18 protein-coding genes are annotated in these 18,339 nt (G+C 70.1%); 7 read left to right on the top strand and 11 right to left on the bottom strand.

Annotated elements, in window-relative coordinates; genetic code table 11:
• Window position 1: 1 nt before the first annotated feature.
• Together pth and AXK60_RS23280 are read left to right on the top strand one after the other, a co-directional pair.
• Window positions 2–580 carry an aminoacyl-tRNA hydrolase gene (gene pth / locus AXK60_RS23285; protein ID WP_068574914.1) on the top strand — a complete coding sequence of 193 codons (579 nt, stop codon included), beginning with the start codon at window positions 2–4 and terminating at the stop codon, window positions 578–580.
• Window positions 577–1,200, top strand: a complete 624-nt coding sequence (locus AXK60_RS23280) for a GNAT family N-acetyltransferase (protein WP_068747037.1) — start codon at window positions 577–579, stop codon at window positions 1,198–1,200. The genes pth and AXK60_RS23280 overlap by 4 nt, the downstream gene beginning before the upstream one ends.
• Here the strand turns inward: AXK60_RS23280 and AXK60_RS23275 are convergent.
• Window positions 1,155–1,553, bottom strand: coding sequence for a type II toxin-antitoxin system HicB family antitoxin (locus tag AXK60_RS23275; protein WP_139058107.1), 399 nt, complete (start codon window positions 1,551–1,553; stop codon window positions 1,155–1,157). The two genes, AXK60_RS23280 and AXK60_RS23275, sit on opposite strands and share 46 nt — an antisense overlap.
• Before the next feature lie 425 nt (window positions 1,554–1,978).
• Here AXK60_RS23275 and AXK60_RS23265 point away from each other — a divergent pair, with 425 nt between their 5' ends.
• Window positions 1,979–3,583 carry a peptide chain release factor 3 gene (locus tag AXK60_RS23265; RefSeq protein ID WP_068574910.1) on the top strand — a complete coding sequence of 535 codons (1,605 nt, stop codon included), beginning with the start codon at window positions 1,979–1,981 and terminating at the stop codon, window positions 3,581–3,583.
• 22 nt (window positions 3,584–3,605) lie between these two features.
• On the opposite strand, the gene AXK60_RS26670 is transcribed toward AXK60_RS23265, so the two are convergent.
• Both AXK60_RS26670 and AXK60_RS23255 read right to left on the bottom strand, forming a co-directional pair.
• On the bottom strand, window positions 3,606–4,220 hold the full coding sequence (locus tag AXK60_RS26670; RefSeq protein WP_139058105.1) for a hypothetical protein: 615 nt from the start codon (window positions 4,218–4,220) through the stop codon (window positions 3,606–3,608).
• A gap of 124 nt (window positions 4,221–4,344) precedes the next feature.
• The gene (locus AXK60_RS23255) at window positions 4,345–5,019 is read right to left on the bottom strand and encodes a TetR/AcrR family transcriptional regulator (RefSeq protein WP_068747039.1); all 675 of its coding nucleotides are present in this window, start codon (window positions 5,017–5,019) and stop codon (window positions 4,345–4,347) included.
• A gap of 50 nt (window positions 5,020–5,069) precedes the next feature.
• On the opposite strand from AXK60_RS23255, the gene AXK60_RS23250 reads away from it, so the two are divergent.
• Complete coding sequence (locus tag AXK60_RS23250; RefSeq protein WP_068574908.1) at window positions 5,070–5,513, top strand: PaaI family thioesterase; 444 nt, start codon at window positions 5,070–5,072, stop codon at window positions 5,511–5,513.
• 64 nt (window positions 5,514–5,577) lie between these two features.
• On the opposite strand, the gene AXK60_RS23245 is transcribed toward AXK60_RS23250, so the two are convergent.
• Together AXK60_RS23245 and AXK60_RS23240 are read right to left on the bottom strand one after the other, a co-directional pair.
• Entirely contained in the window at window positions 5,578–6,222 is a 645-nt protein-coding gene (locus tag AXK60_RS23245) for a LysE family translocator (protein ID WP_197466906.1), read from the bottom strand.
• A 175-nt stretch (window positions 6,223–6,397) separates the two neighbouring features.
• On the bottom strand, window positions 6,398–6,940 hold the full coding sequence (locus AXK60_RS23240) for a DUF6790 family protein (RefSeq protein ID WP_068747040.1): 543 nt from the start codon (window positions 6,938–6,940) through the stop codon (window positions 6,398–6,400).
• 57 nt (window positions 6,941–6,997) lie between these two features.
• On the opposite strand from AXK60_RS23240, the gene AXK60_RS23235 reads away from it, so the two are divergent.
• Window positions 6,998–7,435: a MarR family winged helix-turn-helix transcriptional regulator gene (locus tag AXK60_RS23235; RefSeq protein ID WP_068574906.1), complete on the top strand. Its 438-nt coding sequence runs from the start codon at window positions 6,998–7,000 to the stop codon at window positions 7,433–7,435.
• Here AXK60_RS23235 and AXK60_RS23230 read toward each other — a convergent pair whose 3' ends face one another.
• A complete protein-coding gene (locus AXK60_RS23230; RefSeq protein WP_068574905.1) occupies window positions 7,436–8,437 on the bottom strand; it encodes an enoyl-CoA hydratase/isomerase family protein in 1,002 nt (333 codons plus the stop codon). It lies immediately after the preceding gene.
• A 73-nt stretch (window positions 8,438–8,510) separates the two neighbouring features.
• Between AXK60_RS23230 and AXK60_RS23225 the strand changes: the two genes are divergently transcribed.
• A complete protein-coding gene (locus AXK60_RS23225) occupies window positions 8,511–10,319 on the top strand; it encodes an ABC-F family ATP-binding cassette domain-containing protein (protein WP_068574904.1) in 1,809 nt (602 codons plus the stop codon).
• 140 nt (window positions 10,320–10,459) lie between these two features.
• Here the strand turns inward: AXK60_RS23225 and AXK60_RS23220 are convergent, their stop codons facing one another.
• The gene (locus tag AXK60_RS23220; RefSeq protein WP_082778209.1) at window positions 10,460–13,027 is read right to left on the bottom strand and encodes a heavy metal translocating P-type ATPase; all 2,568 of its coding nucleotides are present in this window, start codon (window positions 13,025–13,027) and stop codon (window positions 10,460–10,462) included.
• A gap of 29 nt (window positions 13,028–13,056) precedes the next feature.
• Complete coding sequence (locus AXK60_RS23215; protein WP_068575314.1) at window positions 13,057–14,007, bottom strand: heavy metal-binding domain-containing protein; 951 nt, start codon at window positions 14,005–14,007, stop codon at window positions 13,057–13,059.
• Between the two features lie 431 nt (window positions 14,008–14,438).
• Between AXK60_RS23215 and AXK60_RS27245 the strand changes: the two genes are divergently transcribed.
• Complete coding sequence (locus AXK60_RS27245) at window positions 14,439–14,885, top strand: hypothetical protein (RefSeq protein WP_068574903.1); 447 nt, start codon at window positions 14,439–14,441, stop codon at window positions 14,883–14,885.
• A gap of 31 nt (window positions 14,886–14,916) precedes the next feature.
• Here AXK60_RS27245 and AXK60_RS23205 read toward each other — a convergent pair whose 3' ends face one another.
• From AXK60_RS23205 to AXK60_RS27865, 3 genes are read right to left on the bottom strand one after another with little or no spacing between them, the layout of a single operon-like run.
• On the bottom strand, window positions 14,917–15,831 hold the full coding sequence (locus AXK60_RS23205; protein ID WP_068574902.1) for a 4-(cytidine 5'-diphospho)-2-C-methyl-D-erythritol kinase: 915 nt from the start codon (window positions 15,829–15,831) through the stop codon (window positions 14,917–14,919).
• A 10-nt stretch (window positions 15,832–15,841) separates the two neighbouring features.
• Window positions 15,842–16,747 (bottom strand): 16S rRNA (adenine(1518)-N(6)/adenine(1519)-N(6))-dimethyltransferase RsmA, encoded by a 906-nt coding sequence (rsmA, locus tag AXK60_RS23200; protein WP_068574901.1) that lies wholly within the window; start codon window positions 16,745–16,747, stop codon window positions 15,842–15,844.
• A gap of 18 nt (window positions 16,748–16,765) precedes the next feature.
• Window positions 16,766–18,271, bottom strand: coding sequence for a resuscitation-promoting factor (locus AXK60_RS27865; protein WP_139058102.1), 1,506 nt, complete (start codon window positions 18,269–18,271; stop codon window positions 16,766–16,768).
• Between the last annotated feature and the right edge of the window lie 68 nt (window positions 18,272–18,339).

The raw sequence follows: 18,339 nt of genomic DNA, 5'->3' as shown, positions 1-18,339 counted from the left end.
GATGACCGACCGGCCACTCATCGTCGTGGGGCTGGGCAACCCCGGCGAGAAGTACGCCGGGACCCGGCACAACATCGGCTTCGACGTGGTCGACGAGCTCGCATCGCGCGCCCGCACCTCCTTCTCCCGGCACAAGAAGTCGGGGGCGGAGGTCGCGGGCGCGCGGCTCGTCGGCCGCCAGGTGTACCTGGCGAAGCCGCAGTCCTACATGAACCTCTCCGGCGAGCCGGTGGGCGCGCTGGCCCGGTTCTACTCGGTCGAGCCGACCGACGTCATCGCCGTGCACGACGAGCTGGACATCGACTTCGGTCTGGTCCGGCTCAAGCGCGGCGGCGGCGAGGGCGGGCACAACGGCCTGCGCTCGCTGACCCAGCACCTGGGCACGAAGGACTACCTGCGCGTGCGGGCCGGGATCGGCCGGCCGCCGGGCCGGCAGGATCCCGCGGACTACGTGCTCAAGCCCTTCGCCAAGACCGAGAAGCCCGAGGTGCCGCTCCTGGTCACCAACGCCGCCGACGCGGTCGAGCTGCTCATCCGCGACGGCCTCGAGGCCGCGCAGAACACGGTGCACGCCTGGTGATCACCTTCCGCCGGGTCACCCGCGAGGACTTCGGTCTCCTCGCGGCGTGGCTCGGCGAGTCGCACAATCGGCGGTGGTGGAACCACGAGACCTCCCTCGAGGCCGTCGAGCGCGACTTCGGGCCGTCCGTCGACGGTGCCGAGCCCTCGCTGGACTTCCTGGCATTGGGCGCCGGGAGCGGAGCGAGCGGGCCCGATCGGGTCGACGGCGGCGCGGGAACCGAGGCCGACGGTGCCGGGGCCCCGTTCGGGCTGATCCAGCGGCAACGCTGGATCGACTACCCGGACGAGCCCGAGACCGTCGCGGTCGGCACCATCGTCGACCTCGGCCCCCGCGACTGGGGCATCGACTACCTCATCGGCTCCCCCGCTGCCACGGGACGCGGCCTGGGCACGGCGATGATCGCGGCGATGTGCTCGACCATCTTCGGTGAGCTGGGCGGCGACAGGGTGGTCGTGGCCGTCGCGGCCGGCAACCGCCGTTCCTGGCGGGCCCTCGAACGGGCCGGCTTCACCCTCGTGGGACACGTCGACATCCCGCCCGACAACCCCGTCGACCCGCCGGACCACGTGGTCTACCTGCTCGATGCCCCGCCGATCTCGGACGTGAGCAACTGCTGAACCCGCTGGTGCGACAGTCCGATGGCCGCGCCGATGTCACGAACGGTGAGGCCCGCTGCCCGCAGATCGGCGACCGCGGCGCGGCTCTCCCGCGCGGCCACGCGATTCGCCTGCTCGGCGACGCGGCGTTGCTCCTCAGCGTTGTCCAGGTGAACGCGAACCGGTGCCGGTAGCTCGATCGTCGTCCCCACCAGGTCGACCTGATCAAGAGGAATGTCGAGCCAGGTCGCCGTGAGGTCGCGCGCCATCTCGGCGGCCTCCTTGAGGTTCCGCCCCTGCGTGTACTGGTCGATCTCGGGAACGTGGACCAGCCAGAAACGGCCGTCGCGACTCATCGTGGCCGTGATCTTCACCGCCACCACCCCTTTCCGAGCTTGGGCTCACACTGCCGATAGACCATCTCCGCGTAGCGGTTTCCGACCTCGCCGGGGTGCCGACCGATCGGGATCCGCAGCCCATCGAGCGAGTAGATCGAATGCCGGCCGCCCTCGCGTTCGAGATCCCACGTCAACCCCGCTTCTCGCGTCGCCTTTCGGATCTTTCTCACCATGTCGTCTCGCGTTGTCACGGTACGCGTCCAGCCCACACTAGACAACTACGTCTAGTGGCACTTGACAACTGCCTGATCGGCGCGTCTTCGGCTCTCGACATGAGATTTCCCCCTCCGGCGACTCGTCCCCCGACTCGTCATGACACCGAGAGTAGAGCGACCCACTGACAGAATTCGGGCGACGGGCGTGGCGGGGTCTACCTGCGCGGACGGGTAGACTGGCTGCTCGTGAGTTCCATTGCCGACGAGGTCTCCCGCCGCCGCACCTTCGCCATCATCAGCCACCCCGACGCGGGTAAGTCCACGATGACAGAGGCCCTGGCGCTGCACGCCCGGGTGATCAACGAGGCGGGCGCGATCCATGGCAAGTCCGGCCGCAAGTCGACGGTCTCCGACTGGATGGAGATGGAGAAGGCCCGCGGCATCTCGGTGAGCTCGACGGCGCTGCAGTTCAACTACACCTCCTCCAGCGCGGCCGCGGATTCCGAGCCGTCGGTGATCAACCTCGTCGACACCCCCGGCCACGCCGACTTCTCCGAGGACACCTACCGCGTACTCACGGCTGTCGACGCGGCGGTGATGCTCATCGACGCCGCGAAGGGCCTGGAGCCGCAGACGCTCAAGCTGTTCCAGGTGTGCCGGCACCGCGGCATCCCGGTCATCACCGTGATCAACAAGTGGGACCGCCCGGGTCGCACCCCACTGGAGCTGCTCGACGAGATCTCCGAGCGCATCGGCCTGACGCCAACTCCCCTGTTCTGGCCCGTCGGCATCGCAGGCGACTTCCGTGGCCTCCGCGACGTGCGCAAGGACGAGTACGTCCACTTCACCCGCACCGCCGGCGGCGCGAAGATCGCACCGGAGGAACACCTTTCGACCGATGCCGCCCTGGACCGCGAGGGCGATGTGTGGGCCGAGGCGGTCGAGGAGACCGAGCTCATGACCGAGATGGGGCAGAGCCACGACCAGGAGATGTTCCTGGCCGGCCAGACCTCGCCGGTGATCTTCACCTCGGCGATCCTGAACTTCGGTGTGCGCCAGCTTCTCGAGTCGCTCGTCGAGCTCGCGCCGCCGCCCGCAGCGCGCGAGAGCATCGCCGGCGAGGAGCGCGAGGTCACCGATCCGTTCAGCGCCGTCGTCTTCAAGGTGCAGGCCGGCATGGACTCGGCGCACCGGGATCGCTTGGCGTTCATGCGGATCGTCTCCGGAGAGTTCGAGCGGGGCATGGTCGTGCAGCACGCGCAGACCGGCAAGCCCTTCGCCACCAAGTACGCGATGACGGTCGTCGGCCGTGACCGTGAGACCGTCGAGACCGCGTACCCCGGCGATGTCGTGGGCCTGGTCAACGCGAACGCCCTCGCCCCCGGCGACACCCTGTACGACGGTGCCAAGGTCCAGTTCCCGCCGATCCCCTCGTTCGCGCCCGAGCACTTCGCCGTGGTCCGCGCCGACTCGGCCGGCAAGTACAAGCAGTTCCGCAAGGGCATCGAGCAGCTCGGCACGGAGGGCGTGGTCCAGTTGCTGCGCAACGACGTCCGCGGCGACGCCTCCCCTGTGATGGCCGCGGTCGGCCCCATGCAGTTCGAGGTCGTGGTCGCCCGGATGAAGACGGAGTTCAATGTCGACGTGCAGGTCGAGAACCTCGGCTACTCCGTTGCGCGGCGGACGGATTCGCCGAGCGCGGACGAGCTGAACCTGCAGCGCGGCGTGGAGGTCTTCGAGCGCAACGACGGTGCCCTCCTCGCCCTGTTCTCCGACAAGTGGCGGCTGCAGTACATCGAGAAGGAGCACCCCACTCTTACGCTCCAGCCGCTGGTCGCCGCGGCGGATTAGCCTGCAACAGCCTGTGGCGGGGTCAGCCGCAGTGCGTGCGACGTTCCTCGTCGGTCATGGAAACGGGAACCAGAGGCGACACGGTGGCCTGCCACACGCGGACCTGGATCTTCGCAGCGGGACCAGCCACACTCCGCGCGACGGAGTATTCGATCAGCCGATACGCGCGCCCCATGCCATGGCGTCGGAACTGAGTGCCCGTGAAGCCCGAGTCCGTGGACTTGACCGTCCAGCGCGTCGTCGGATCCTCGCGGGCCATCACGGCTTTCCACTCCTTGACGGCTTGCTGCACGAAGAAGAGTTCTTTCGGCAGTGGCGTATTGGCGACCGGAATCGTATCCGCCGCCCATGGCGTCAGGCCTGAAGCGCTCGTAGTTCGTCCGTCGACGATCTCGGCGCTGTCGACCGACCGCGACAGCGAGATCGTCCATTCAGAGAACGGCTTTCCCGGGCACTCGAATCGGATCAGGTCGGGCGCGCTGCGGCCCGTTTTGTCGTAGCCCGTGGATTCGCGAATGTCTGCGACACAGTGCGCCCCGGCAACCTGCGATCCGACCGCACACGTGATGGGCTCGACATCACGGCTTCCACACCCTGACAGCACCAGAAGTGAAGTTATCACTATGGATGCCCGCATGCGGTTAACGTACACCCGATGGGGCGATTTCGTCACTGACCAGCCGGGCGCTCGCTGCGTTACTCAAGGAGAATTACATCGACACGGACTGCACCGGGGTCGCTGCAGGCAAGGGCTTCTACGACTACTCGTAGCTCGCGACACTGCGGTCACGAACTCGTGCTGTACGCGGGTTCGCGACCGAAGCCTTGAGCGCCGTCCCCAGATTCGCGGCGCACCGCCGCCGCACCTCATCGATGAGATCGTCGGCCTCGGCGGAGTCGATCAGGCCGCGAACGGCAAGGGCGAGCAGCCCGTTGATGCCGGCCCAGCACTGGACCACCTCCGCCCGCGCGGTGTCTGCGGGCTCGCCGACCGCGTTAATCACGACGTCGAGAGCGCGGGCCAGGTAGCCGCGGACCTCGGCGCGTGCGGCGCGCACAGTCTCCGAGTCCTCACCGTGCACGTCGGTGAGGCCGAGCAGTCGGAAGGCGATCGGTTCGCGACGATGGAAGTCGAGGTACTCGTCGAAGGCCAGGCGCGCGGCCTCCTCGCCTCTTGCGCCGGCGACCGCAGCGGCCATCGCATCGACGTGCTCACTACCCACCCGACACGCGAGCACCGCGTAAAGGTCGGCCTTTCCGCCGGGGAAGTTCGAGTAGATGCTGGTCAGGGCGATATCCGCCTGCGCGGCGAGCTCGTCGACCGACGTTCCGCGGTAGCCACCGGGACGCGCGAACAGCACGCGCGCCGCATCGAGCAGCGCCGAGCGGGTGCGCCGGCGACGCTTGTCAACGGGTTCCGCCAGGAGCGATTCCATGACACTATCCTAGTCATATTTCGTTTTCATAGTCAGCCTAGGAGATCAAGATGACCGTGTCCCCCGACCAGCTCGACGCCGGCGCCGCCGACGGCTCCGAGATCATGAAGCAGTTCGTGCCGGCCTCACCCTTCGTCGCGCTGCTCGGCGTGCAGTTGGAGGACATCTCCGACGGTGCCGCCACCCTCCTTGTGCCGTACCGACCGGACCTGACGACGGTCGGCACGATGATGCACGGCGGGCTCATCGCCGCGGCCGCGGACATCGGCGTGATGGTGGCCGCCTGGGCCGGACGCCCGGTGCCGGACAAGCTGCGCGGGGTGACCGCGTCGCTGTCGCTGAACTTCATCGCGCCGCTCATCGAGGACGGGCTGCGGGTACGCGCCCACCGTCTGTCGACGGGACGGAAGACGAGCCACGTGCGGTGCGACATGTACTCCGAGTCGGGCGACGTGCTGGTCGCGAGCGCCACGGGCACGTACCAGATGGGCTGACGCGAAATGTGCGGTCGTTCGTCTCGACGATCATGAGTACGAACGACCGCACATTTCGCGGCGGTCAGACTCGAGCCCGCTGCGGGACCTCGCGCGCCAACAGCAGGGCGACGGCGCCGAGCAGCGTGCCCGTGATCCGGCGCTGCCAGACGGCCCACTCGGGACGGCGGGCGATCAGAGCGGCCACCGCGCCGGCCGCGATTACGATGGCAGCGTTGACCAGCATCGACACGGTGATCTGCACGCCGCCGAGGAGGAAGCCCTGCGCGGTGGTGTGTCCACGGCTCGGGTCGATGAACTGCGGGATCAGCGCGAGGTACATGATCGCCGCCTTGGGGTTGAGCAGGTTCGTGACCAGCCCCATGCGGAACAGCTTGGCGTTCGAGTCCCGCGGTAGGTCGGTGGTCTCGAACAGCCCGCGCCCGCCGGGCCGCAGCGCCTGCCAGGCGAGGTAGCCGAGGTACAGCGCTCCCGCGGCCTTGAACCCCATGAACAGCCAGGGCACGGCCACGAACACCACGGCCAGCCCGACATTGGCCAGCGTGAGGTAGACGACGAAGCCGACGGCGGTGCCGGACAGCGAGATCAGGCCCGCCGTGCGCCCCTGGCTGATACTGCGGGAGACGAGGTAGATCATGTTCGGCCCGGGCGTGAGCACCATGGCCAACGCCGTCACCACCATTCCCGCCATCGCGGTCCACGAAACGATCATGGGATCCATCCTCACGAGAACTGGCCTCGCCGTACATAGCCAGTTGACTGTGACTGGCCTGACGTCCGGGCGGCCACAGCCGACTGTGCAATCGTGACCGCCAGTGCCATATCGGTCATGTGTCCGATATGGCGCTGGCGGTCACGTTTTCATAGTCGCCGAACCGACGTCCTCATGCGATCGAGGTCGCGCCCGTCGGCGGATGCGCCGCCACCGTCTTCGACGGTGCGCCGCGTCGTCGGTCCAGCAGCGCCAGGACGATGATCACCGCCGGGACCATGATGTCGACGACGAGGATCCCGCCGGTGTTGCCCGGCTGATGATCTCCGTGCGCGAACCACTGGAAGAGATGCCCGAAGGCCGCGCCCCACAGGAAGATCGCGTACCCGACGCCGTACATCAGCCGGAACTCCGGGTACCGGAACGCCAGGACGAGAGCCATGGCCGCGAAGCCGAGATTGGTGAAGGCGATCTCGAACTGGAAGGGGTTGCCAATGGGGAAGCCGATCTCGTGCGCCATCATGTCCGGCGCGACGAGGAAGCTGATGCCGACCCAGGCGGCGCCGACACCGGCCCAGGTGAGCCACCAGCGCTGCCAGGTCTCCAGCCGGCGGCCGGGGCGGCGCGCCGAACGGATCGACGCCCCGATCACGGCGATGACCGGGAACAGCACGGGCGTTGCGGAGTGGATGAGGTATTGCGTCGATGTGTTCATGACATCAGTCTTAACAAGTTAATATTAAGTCGTCAAGACTCAGGTAGGATTCCAATCATGAGCGAACCCACCGAGGGCCTGGGCGACGTCTTGAGCCACATCACGATGCTGCTGGGCATCGTGACCCGCGAGCACGGCGAGCGCGGGGCGCCGAGCTACAGCCGGATGCGACTGCTCGGCACCCTGGAGGAGATCCAGCCGGCCACGCAGCACGAACTCGCACAGGCCATGCTCGTCTCGGATGCGGCCGTGAGCCGCATGTTGACCGCGCTGGTGCCGGAGGGACTGGTCACCGTCGAACCCGATCCCGCACACGCCCGGCGGCGCCTCGTGCGCCTCACGGACGACGGCGCCGAGCTGTTCCACGCGTCGAGCAACGACTATGCGGCACAACTGAAGAAGGCCCTCACCGAGAGGGACTTCCCCTACGATCGCTACCTCCGCGACAGCATCGCGCTGCGCGACTTCCTCGCGGCCGCAGCGGGCCGCGGCTGATCAACTGCCGAGGATCGTCTCGATCTCGGACTCGTCGACATCGTTCACGGACGCGGGCGAGAACTTCGGGTCGCGGGTCTTGTCGATGAGGACGGCGCGGATGCCCTCAACGAAGTCGGGGCGACGCACGAGGCGCGCGCCGACCACGGCCTCCTCCGCCAGGCACTGCGCCAGCGTGCGGTTCGGGGACTCCTGGATCAGGCCGAAGGTGACGAACACCGAGGTCGGGCACGCTGTGGACAGCTGCTCGCGCGCGGTGTCCGCCCACGCCCCCTCGGTGGTCGCCAGCGCGGAGAGGATCTCCGGCACCGCGCCCAGGCCGAAGACCTCGGCGATGGCGTCGAGCGGCAGCGTCGGCGCGGGGGCCGGGCCGGCGAACTCGGCGAGGACCACGTCGAGGTCGCGGCCGGCGAGCAGGGCCGTCTTCACGTCGGCCATCGCGGCCGAGGGCACGAAGTGCGTCGCGAGCCCGACGGCGAGCGCGTCTCCGGCTCCGATCCGCGCGGCGGTCATGCCCATGAGCTCGCCGACACCCTTCGGCAGCCGGCCCAGGATGTGGGTGGCACCCACGTCGGGCAGGAAGCCGATGGCCACCTCGGGCATCGCGATGAGCGCCTTCTCGGAGACCACCCGGTGCGAACCGTGGATCGAGACACCCACGCCGCCACCCATGTTCACGCCGTCGATCAGCGCGACCACCGGCTTGGGGAACTCGGCGAGGCGCAGGTTCATGTCGTACTCGTCGCGGAAGAAGGGCGTGAAGTCCTCCCCCGCCACGACCTGATCGCGGATGGCACGGATGTCGCCGCCGGCGCAGAAGGCCTTGGGCGAGGCGGAGGTGATGAGGACGCGCGCGACGGCATCGTCGGACTCCCAGGCCTGCAGGGCCTCGTCGATCGCATGCACCATGTCGCTCGTGAGCGCGTTGAGCGCCTTCGGACGGTTCAGCTCGATGTGGCCGGTGCCCCCGACCACGGTGGTGACGATCTCGGCGTCGCTCACAGCTCACTCCTCGCGATTGGTCGCATATCCAACTAAATCAGTATGCCAGGTGCCCGCGTAATCTGGACCGGCGATGGCGAATCTTCTCGGCGCGGATGCGCTGCACCTCGAGTACCCGACCAAGACGGTCTTCGATTCGGTGTCCCTCGGCGTCAACGAGGGCGACCGGGTCGGCATCGTCGGCCGCAACGGCGACGGCAAGTCGAGCCTGCTCGGCATGCTGGCCGGTACGCGCGAGCCCGACTCCGGACGCGTGACCCGACGGGGCGGCGTCCGCGTGGGCGTGTTGACCCAGACGGACCTCTTCGACGACGGCGACACCGTCGGGCACACGGTCGTCGGCGACACCCCCGAGCACGTGTGGGCGGGCGACCCGAAGGTGCGCGACATCCTCTCCGGCCTGCTCCTGGACCTACCGTGGGACGCGCGGCTCGGGGAGCTGTCCGGCGGGCAGCGCCGCCGCGTGCAGCTCGCGCAGCTCCTCGCGGGCGAGCACGACGTGCTGATCCTGGACGAGCCGACGAACCATCTCGACGTCGAGGCCATCGAATGGCTCGCCGGCCACCTCAAGACCCGCTGGCCCGCGAACCAGGGCGGCCTGCTCATGGTGACGCACGACCGGTGGATCCTCGACGAGGTGTGCACCGCCACCTGGGAGGTGCACGACCGCATCGTCGAACCCTTCGAGGGCGGGTACGCCGCGTACATCCTGCAGCGCGTCGAGCGGGACCGGCAGGCCGCGTCGATCGAGCAGAAGCGGCAGAACCTCGCGCGCAAGGAGCTGGCCTGGCTGCGTCGCGGCGCTCCGGCCCGCACCTCCAAGCCGAAGTTCCGGATCGACGCGGCGAACGCCCTCATCTCCGACGTCCCCGAGATCCGCGACAAGACGGAGCTGCAGTCGCTCGCCGTCTCGCGGCTCGGCAAGGACGTGGTCGACATCCTCGATGTCTCGGTCTCGTACGGCGAGAAGCAGGTGCTCAGCGACGTCGAATGGCGCATCGCCCCCGGCGAGCGCACCGGCGTCCTCGGCGTCAACGGGGCCGGCAAGTCGACCCTGCTCGGGCTGATCGACGGTGCCACCGAGCCCACGTCCGGCACCGTCAAGCGCGGCAAGACCGTCAAGGTCCAGACACTCACGCAGCGCCTCGACGAGCTCGAAGAGCACTGGAACGACCCCGTCCGCGTGGTCCTGGCGAACCTCGCCACCAGCTTCACCGTGGGCAGCGGCTCCAAGGCGCAGGACCTCACCCCGTCGCAGCTGCTCGAGCGGCTGGGCTTCGCGTCGGCCCAGCTCTCGACGCCGGTCAAGGACCTCTCCGGCGGGCAGAAACGGCGCCTGCAACTGCTCCTCATCCTCCTGGACTCGCCGAACGTGCTGATCCTCGACGAGCCCACCAACGACCTCGACACCGACATGCTCGCCGCGATGGAGGACCTCCTCGACTCGTGGCCGGGCACACTGATCGTGGTCAGCCACGACCGCTACTTCCTCGAGCGCGTCACCGACCAGCAGTACGCCATCCTCGAGCGGCGCCTGCGGCACCTGCCCGGCGGCGTCGACGAGTACCTGGCGCTGCGGCGTGCCGAGCGCGGCGCCGGCTCGGCCTCCGTGTCCGGTTCCTCCGGTTCGACGGTGACCGCGCCCGAGTCGGGGCTGAGCGGCGCGGAGCTGCGGGCGGCGCAGAAGGAGGTCACCGCCGTCGAGCGGCGGATGGCCAAGCTCAGCGAGCAGATCCAGAAGGCGAAGAACGCCCTGGCCGATCACGACCAGGGCGACTACGCCGGCCTCGCCGACGAGATGAAGAAGATCTCCGCCCTCGAGGACGAGCTGGCCGAGCAGGAACTGCGCTGGCTGGAGCTGTCGGAGTCGCTGGAGGGCTGAGAGTCGCGGCGGTCATCCGGCCGCCGCCGATTTCTCCCCTTCCCGCAGAAATCGCCGCTCCCCGCAGGTATCTTCGCTCGCCCCGCGGATACACGCGGGGCGGGGCGATTTCTGAGGGGAGCGGCGACTTCTGCCGCGCGTCAGGCGACGTTCGCCGCGTACTTCGCGGGATCGGCGTCGAACTTCGGGGCGCACGAGGGGCAGCAGAAGAAGTACCGCTCGCCGTCGTAGTCGCGGAACAGGCCGCGCGCCTCGGCGGTGGACTTGACCACGGGGTTCCCCACCATCACGGGGCAGGTGGTGGAGTCGTCCGCGGACGCGGTGGTGGGTGCGGCGCCCAGCCGGATGTCCTCGGGCCCGCTGGAGTTCGTGCTGCAGCAGCTCATGTCGGCGGTGTCCTCTCGATCAGTGGAAGTGGTGGAAGGATTCGGGTTCTCGGTTGCGCCGCTCTCCGCCGTACTGCGGAACCCGCGCAGCCGCAGGCTGTTCCCCACCACGAAGACGCTGGAGAAGGCCATCGCCGCACCGGCGAGCATCGGGTTGAGCATGCCCAGGGCGGCCACCGGGATCGCGGCGACGTTGTAGGCGAAGGCCCAGAACAGATTGGTCTTGATGGTGCGGAGGGTGCTGCGCGACAGGCGGATCGCGTCCACCGCTGCCCGCAGGTCGCCGCGGACGAGGGTGATGTCCGAGGCCTCGATCGCCACGTCGGTGCCGGTGCCCATCGCCAGGCCGAGGTCGGCGGCGGCGAGCGCGGGGGCGTCGTTGACGCCGTCGCCCACCATCGCGACCACGCGGCCCTGCGCCTGCAGTCGGGTCACCACATCGACCTTGTCCTGCGGCATGACCTCCGCGATCACCTCGTCGATGCCCACCTGCGCGGCGATGTGCCGGGCGGCGGCCACGTTGTCGCCGGTGAGCAGCACCGGAGTCAGGCCGAGAGCTCGCAATTCCCGGATCGCCTGCGCACTGGTCGGTTTCACGGTGTCGGAGACCACGAGGATCCCCCGCGCCGCGCCGTCCCAGCCGACTGCTACGACGGTCGCGCCGCGGGCCTCGGCCGCGGCCTTGGTCGCCGCGAGACCGTCGCTCAGCGTCAGCGCCCAGTCGGCGAGCAGCGATTCGCGGCCCACGATCACGCCGTGGCCGTCGACGACGCCCTGCACGCCCTGTCCCTCGACGTTCGCGAATCCCTCAACGGGCGAGAGCGTTCCGACCTTCTCCCGAGCGCCCGCCGCGATGGCCTGCGCGATCGGATGCTCGGAAGCGTCCTCGAGCGCGCCGGCGAACCGCAGCACGTCCTGCGCCTCGACGCCCGGCTCGGCCACGACGTCGACGAGGGTCATCCGCCCGGTGGTCACGGTGCCGGTCTTGTCGAGTACGACGGTGTCCACGCGCCGGGTCGATTCGAGGACCTCCGGCCCTTTGATGAGGACGCCCAGCTGGGCGCCGCGGCCGGTGCCGACGAGCAGCGCCGTCGGGGTGGCGAGGCCGAGCGCGCACGGGCAGGCGATCACCAGGACCGCGACCGCGGCGGTGAAGGCCGCCGCGACGGGGAAACCCGCGCCCAGCCAGCCGCCCAACGTGATCGCGGCGATCGCGATGACGATCGGTACGAAGAACCCGGAGATCCGGTCGGCGAGGCGCTGCACCTCGGCCTTCCCGGTCTGCGCGTCCTCGACGAGTCGCGCCATCTGCGCGAGCTGCGTGTCCGATCCGACGCGCACGGCCCGGACCACCAGGCGCCCACCGGCGTTCACGGTGGCGCCGGTGACGGCGTCTCCCGCACCGACCTCGACCGGCACGGACTCCCCCGTCAGCATCGACGCGTCGACGGCCGAGCTACCGGCGACGACCACGCCGTCGGTGGCGATCTTCTCGCCGGGGCGCACGACGAACTCGTCGCCCACCGCGAGCAGGTCGACGGGGACCTTCACCTCGGCCCCGTCACGCAGGACCGAGACCTCCTTCGCGCCGAGCTCCAGCAGCGCGCGCAGCGCCGCGCCCGCCCGGCGCTTGGAGCGCTTCTCGAAGTACCGCCCGGCGAGGATGAACATCGTCACACCCGCGGCCACCTCGAGGTAGATGTTGGCGGCACCGGCGGACGGCGCGAGCGTGAAGCTGAAGGGGTGCACCATCCCCGGCTCCCCCGCGGTCCCCAGGAACAGCGCGTACAGCGACCACAGGAACGCGGACAGCGTGCCCATCGAGATGAGCGTGTCCATCGTGGCCGTGCCGTGCTTGAGGTTGGTCCAGGCCGCCTTGTGGAAGGGCCATGCGCCCCAGAGGATCACGGGCGCGGCGAGCGCCAGCGATGCCCACTGCCAGTAGGTGAACTGCAGGGCGGGGACCATCGCCGTGGCGATCACGGGCACGGCGAGCACGACGGCGCCGATCAGCCGGGTGCGCAGGGACTCCAGTTCTCGGTCGGCCGGGGAGAGCTTCTCGCCGCCCGAGGCCGACGGCGCCGCGGGCCCGGACGGCGTTGCGCTGTAGCCGGTCTCGGCGACCTCGTCGATGATCCGCTGCACGTCCACGCCGTCGGGCGCGGTGACCTTCGCCTTCTCCGTGGCGTAGTTGACCGTGGCGCTCACACCCTCGATCTTGTTGAGCCGGCGCTCGATCCGGTTCGCGCACGATGCGCAGGTCATGCCGCCGATGTCCAGTTCGACGTGTGATCCGCCGGTAGCGGCCTCGGTGCTGCTCATGGTCGATTCCTCCTCGTCGCGTTCTCGGGTCAGTGGCCGCTGTGATCGGCGGCCGGCGGGGTGGCGATCGGCGCCGATCCCGCTCCCGCGGCATCGACCACGAAGCTCGCGGTGCGGACGGCACCGTCGACCTGGAAGTCCAGGTACAGCAGGTAGCGACCCGCCGTGGGCGCCTGCACTTGGAAGGAGATCGACGGTCCGCCGGTCTCGCCCGGCTTCGGCGCGTTCCCCTCGGGGTGTACGTGAAGGAAGGCCAGATCGCCCTGGCGCAGCGCCACGAGGTGCCCGAAGGCGCCGAGGTAGGGCTGCAGCGTCGTGACCGGCGCACCGTCGCGGGTCACGCGCAGCTCGACCGGGCTCGACGCACCGGCGACGAGGTCGCCGTCGAGGGTGACGGTGAACCCGTCGACCTGCGCGGTCCGCGTAGGCGCGGGATCCGCGGGCTCGACGGTGCCCGCGGCGTCCACCGTGCGCGAGAGAGTGACCGCGTTGCCGACGGCCGGGGCGAAATCGGCGTAGACGCGGTACGAGCCGGCCTCGGCCCAGCTCCACGGCACGGACCACGTGCCCGTTTCCCGGTCGAGCGTCGGGTGGACGTGCCGGAAGTCCCGCCCGTCGGACCGCACGACGATCAGGTGCAGGTCCTTCTCGTGGGTGGTGGTGTACGCGGCGACAGGGGCGCCCGCAGCGTCCTCGATCCGGAAGCTCAGCACGCCCGCCTCCCCGACGCCCCGCGGCGCGGCGACCGGCGACAGCGTCAGTCCCTCGGCGCTCAGCGCGACGCCCTTGAGGCTCGGCACCGCCGTCCCGGTCTCGCTGGTCGCCCCGCCGTGTCCCGCATGCTCGTTCATCTGTCCGCTCTCCTGATTCCACTGCGCCACCACGCTGTCCGGCACCACCGCGCCGGCCAGGCCGTAGGCACCGCCGAAGGCCACGACCAGCCCGGCGCCGTAGACCGCCAGCCGTGCCGCCGGGTTCATCGAGCGCCGCTTCCGCCGGCCGCCGTCCATCGGATCCTCCTCGGTAGCTGATACCCCTACTGGGTATCTGACACACCGAACGTTATACCCCTAGGGGGTATATGACAAGGGCCGGTTCCGCACGAATCCCGGCGTCCTCGTCCGCCACCGCCAACACCGCCGGCGAATTCTGTTCGCGCCGCACAATCCGATCGCGGAACCGGACAGACATTCGGGCGGATTCCGTCTGAATCCGCAGCTCCATACCGGTTTGCGGTCTTGCGTGAAAGCGATTGCGATACAGCATTTTCCGAGGGAACCTGGCCGAACGGCCGGTGTTTTCGAGCACCCCGACCACAAATGTCGACGGCGACCGAAACATCGAGCACAGTCGGATACCTTCACCCCGAGTGCCATTCGCACCGCCACCACAAGATGGGAACCGAGATTCGATGATCCGCCTCCGTGTCGCCTCCGCCGCCGCTGCGCTCGCAGCGGGCACCGCCCTCCTGCTCCCCGGAACCGCGTTCGCCGCCCCGCACGGCACCGCCCCCGCGCCGCATCCCGCGCCCGCGCCCGCAGCGAAGGCGGCGCCGAAGCCCACGGCGAAGCCCGCCGCCGCAGCGAAGCCGGCCGCCCCGAAACCGGCGGCGAAGCCCGCAGCAGCCGCGCCCGCGGACCCGCTGACCGGATTCGTGTGCACCGTGATCCAGTTCATCCCGGGCGGCCTGCAGACCGTGCAGTCCACACTCCAGACCGTGGGTACCGCCGAGAAGGAGCTCGTCGCCGGCGCCCGGCAGATCGCACCCGGCGCCGCCGACGCCTACACCGCCTTCCGCGCCCCGATCGACCAGCAGATCACCGCGGTGCTGACCGCCTGCGCGGGCGCCGCGAAGTAGCCCGGCGCCGTCGGGCCCGGGTCCGCACGGACTACGGGACGACGGTGGCGCCGGGCACCGGACCGGAGGCGACGCGCACCGTCCGGCACACCCCCGCGCCGGCGAGCTCGGTGCCCACGTCGACGGCATCGTCCGCGCTCGCGCAGAGGAAGGCGCAGGTGGGGCCGCTGCCGGAGACGATGCCGGCCAGCGCGCCCGCCTCCACGCCCGCGCGCAGCGTGCGGCGCAGGCCCGGCTGCAGGGACAGCGCGGCCGCCTGCAGATCATTGGCGAGCAGCGGCGCCAGCCGGTGCGGGTCGCCCGACGCGACGGCGGCGAGCAGCTCGTCGGGACTGCCGGCGCGCGGCGGGGCCCCCGCCTCCCGCAGCCGGTCGAGCTCGCGGTACACCGCCGGCGTGCTCAGGCCCTCGCGGGCCAGCGCCAGGGTCCAGTGGAACTCGCCGCGCGCGAGCGCGGGGATCAGCCGCTCCCCGCGGCCCGTGCCCAGCGCGGTGTGCCCGTGCAGCGAGAAGGGGACGTCGGAGCCCAGCGTCGCGGCGACCTCGTCGAGGTCGTCCCGGGTGACCTCGAGCCCCCACAGCGTCGCGGCGCCGAGCAGCGCCGCCGCGGCATCCGCGGACCCGCCCGCCATACCGCCGGCGACGGGGATGCCCTTGACGATGTCGATGCGCATCGCGGGGTCGCGGTCGTACCGCTCGGCGAGGGCTACCACGGCCCTGGCGGCCAGGTTCGTCGGGTCGGTCGGCACGTCGCGCACGCCCTCGCCGGTGACGTGCAACGAGAGCTCGTCCGCCGGGGTCAGGGTCACGTCGTCGTGCAGCGACAGCGCCTGGAACACCGTCACGAGCTCGTGAAAACCATCGGGCCGCACGTCACCCACCCCGAGGTGGAGGTTCACCTTGGCGGGCGCACGCACGGTCAGGGGCGTCGGGACCACGGAGAGCACGCGTTCCAGACTACGGTGCCGGCGACCGTGGTCCGGCCGCGGACTTCGCGGCGGCGAGCGCGGCGAACTGCTCCACACCCAGCTTCTCGCCGCGTTCCCGCGGATCGATGCCCGCGGCGACCAGGATCTCCTCCGCCGCGGCGGGAGATCCGGCCCAGCCCGCGAGGGCGGCGCGCAGCGTCTTCCGACGCTGCGCGAAGGCGGCGTCCACGGCGGCCCAGAGCTGCGCGCGGTCCACATCGGCGCGACCGTCCGGCCCGTGCAGGTCGATCCGTACCAGCCCCGACTCGACATTGGGCTCGGGCCAGAACACCGCCCGCCCGACGGTGCCGGCCTTGCGTACGCGCCCGTAGTACGCCGCTTTGACCGACGGGACGCCGTACACCCGCGAGCCCGGCGCGGCGGCGAGGCGGTCCGCCACCTCCAGCTGCACCATGACCAGCACGGTGCGCAGCGTCGGGACCTCGGCCAGCAGGTGCAGCAGCACCGGGACGGAGACGTTGTACGGGAGGTTCGCGACGAGCACCGTCGGGGATCCCGCGACGGAGACCTGCGAACCCGAGACCTTGAGCGCGTCCTCGCCGATCACGGTGAGGTTCCCCGCCAGCTCGGGCGCGCGGTCGGCCACCGTCTTCGGGAGTTGTTCCGCGAGAACCGGATCGATCTCGATCGCGGTCACGGCGGCGGCGGCGTCGAGCAGCGCCAGCGTCAGCGATCCCAGACCCGGGCCCACCTCGAGGGCGATGTCGTCGGGCCGGACGTCCGCCGCGGCGACGATCTTGCGGACCGTGTTCGGGTCGTGCACGAAGTTCTGCCCCAAGGTCTTGGTGGGGCGAACGGACAACTGCCCGGCCAGCGCGCGGATCTCCGCGGGGCCGAGCAGTCGTGCCTTGTTCTTGAAGTCGGCGCCGGTCACCGGTGTGACTCTACCGAGCTACTCCGAGTTGCCGGACAGGCCGAGGCGCGACGAGCAGGCGGGCCAGGCGCCCCAGCCCTGCGCGGAGAGGGTCTTGCGGGCGATGTCGATCTGCTCCTCGCGGGTGGCGAGGTCGGCGCGGGGCGCGTACTTGCCGCCGCCGTGGCGCAGCCAGGTGCCGTAATCGAACTGGACGCCGCCGTAGAAACCGTTGCCCGTGTTGATGGCCCAGTTGCCGGTGGACTCGCACTGCACGAGGCGGTCCCACACGGAGCCCGGCGCCACGTACGGCGCGCCCGGCGCGGTGCCGACGGCGGTGACGCCGGCGACGCCCGCGTCGAGGATCTTCGAGGCGATCTTCTCGCGGGAGACGACCTTGCCGTCCACGATCTTCTCGCGGTACTGCACGCTCTGCGTGCCCGGCTTGCCCGGGTTCGTGATCTGGGTCTTGCCGTTGGTCAGCTTAGGATCGTCGACCTTCTTCGGCGGCGCGGTGTACGGCTCGGTGACCGTGACGTCCGAGACCCGGTTGCGGCTGACCTTGATGGTCATGTCCGGCGTGACCCGCGAGTTCGCGCTCGGGGTGACGGTGTCCTGCTGGATCAGCGGGACGCCCATCTTCGCCAGGTACTCGCCGACGGTGCGCCCGGCCGCGTCCGCGCGGACCGTCTTCCCGGCGTCGATGACGGTGGCCGCGACCGGGGTGGTCACGGACACCGCGGCGCCCGCGAGCGGGACCTGCGCGTCGAGCGGCAGCGAGACGAAGTTCTTGGCGTCGCCGAGGCCGGCGTCGGCGAGGGCTGCGCCCATCGTGAGGTCGGTCGTCTTGACCGTGCGGACAGCGCCGTTGACGTTGACCGCGATGTCACGGGCGTGCTGCACGGAGATCGGCTGGCCCGAGGCCACCGACTCGTTCAGGCCCGGCGTCACCTTGTCGGCGGCGCCGGCGTCGATGCCCGCGGACTCCAGGATGGACTTCACCGAACGGCTCATCGTCGAGACCTCGCGGGCCTGCCCGTCGACGGTGACGGTGACGTCCTGGTACAGCGCCGCGGCGGTGCCGCCGGCGGCCATCAGGGCCACGAGCATGGCGCCGGTGACGGCGCGGACCGGCGTGTTCTCCAGGCGGGTGCTGATCCCGCCGAGCACGCCGCCCTTGGCGTCGTCGGCTGCGACCTCAGGAGCCTCGACCTCGTCGTCCTCGTCGAGGATCTCGAGGGACGGAGCCGGCTCGACCTCGTCGTCCTCGTCGTAGACCTCGAGGGACGGAAGGGGCTCGACCTCGTCGGCCAGGTGGGTGAGGTTCTCGGCCTCCTCCACCGCCTCATCGCCGTAGACCTCGGCCTCGAGGTCGATGATCGCGCGGTCGACCGTCTTCTCGTGCAGGTCGCTGAACCGGGCGAAGACCCGGGTGACGTCGAACTCCGCGGTGCGCTCCCCGGTGGGGGCGAAGGCACCTCGGCGGGAGTGGGCGGTCGGCTGATCCACCATGGTGGAGTTGTCGTCTGCGTCGAACTCAGGCACTGGTGACTTCCCTACGGGTACTGCGGATGGGCTGCCGGGTACGGCGGTCGGCGACGTTTCGGTCGCCG

The organism is Tsukamurella pseudospumae, assembly GCF_001575195.1.
GTDB classification, from domain to species: Bacteria; Actinomycetota; Actinomycetes; order Mycobacteriales; family Mycobacteriaceae; genus Tsukamurella; species Tsukamurella pseudospumae.
Note: the sequence above shows the minus strand (reverse complement) of the source record. Positions and strands in the feature narration are given on the sequence as shown.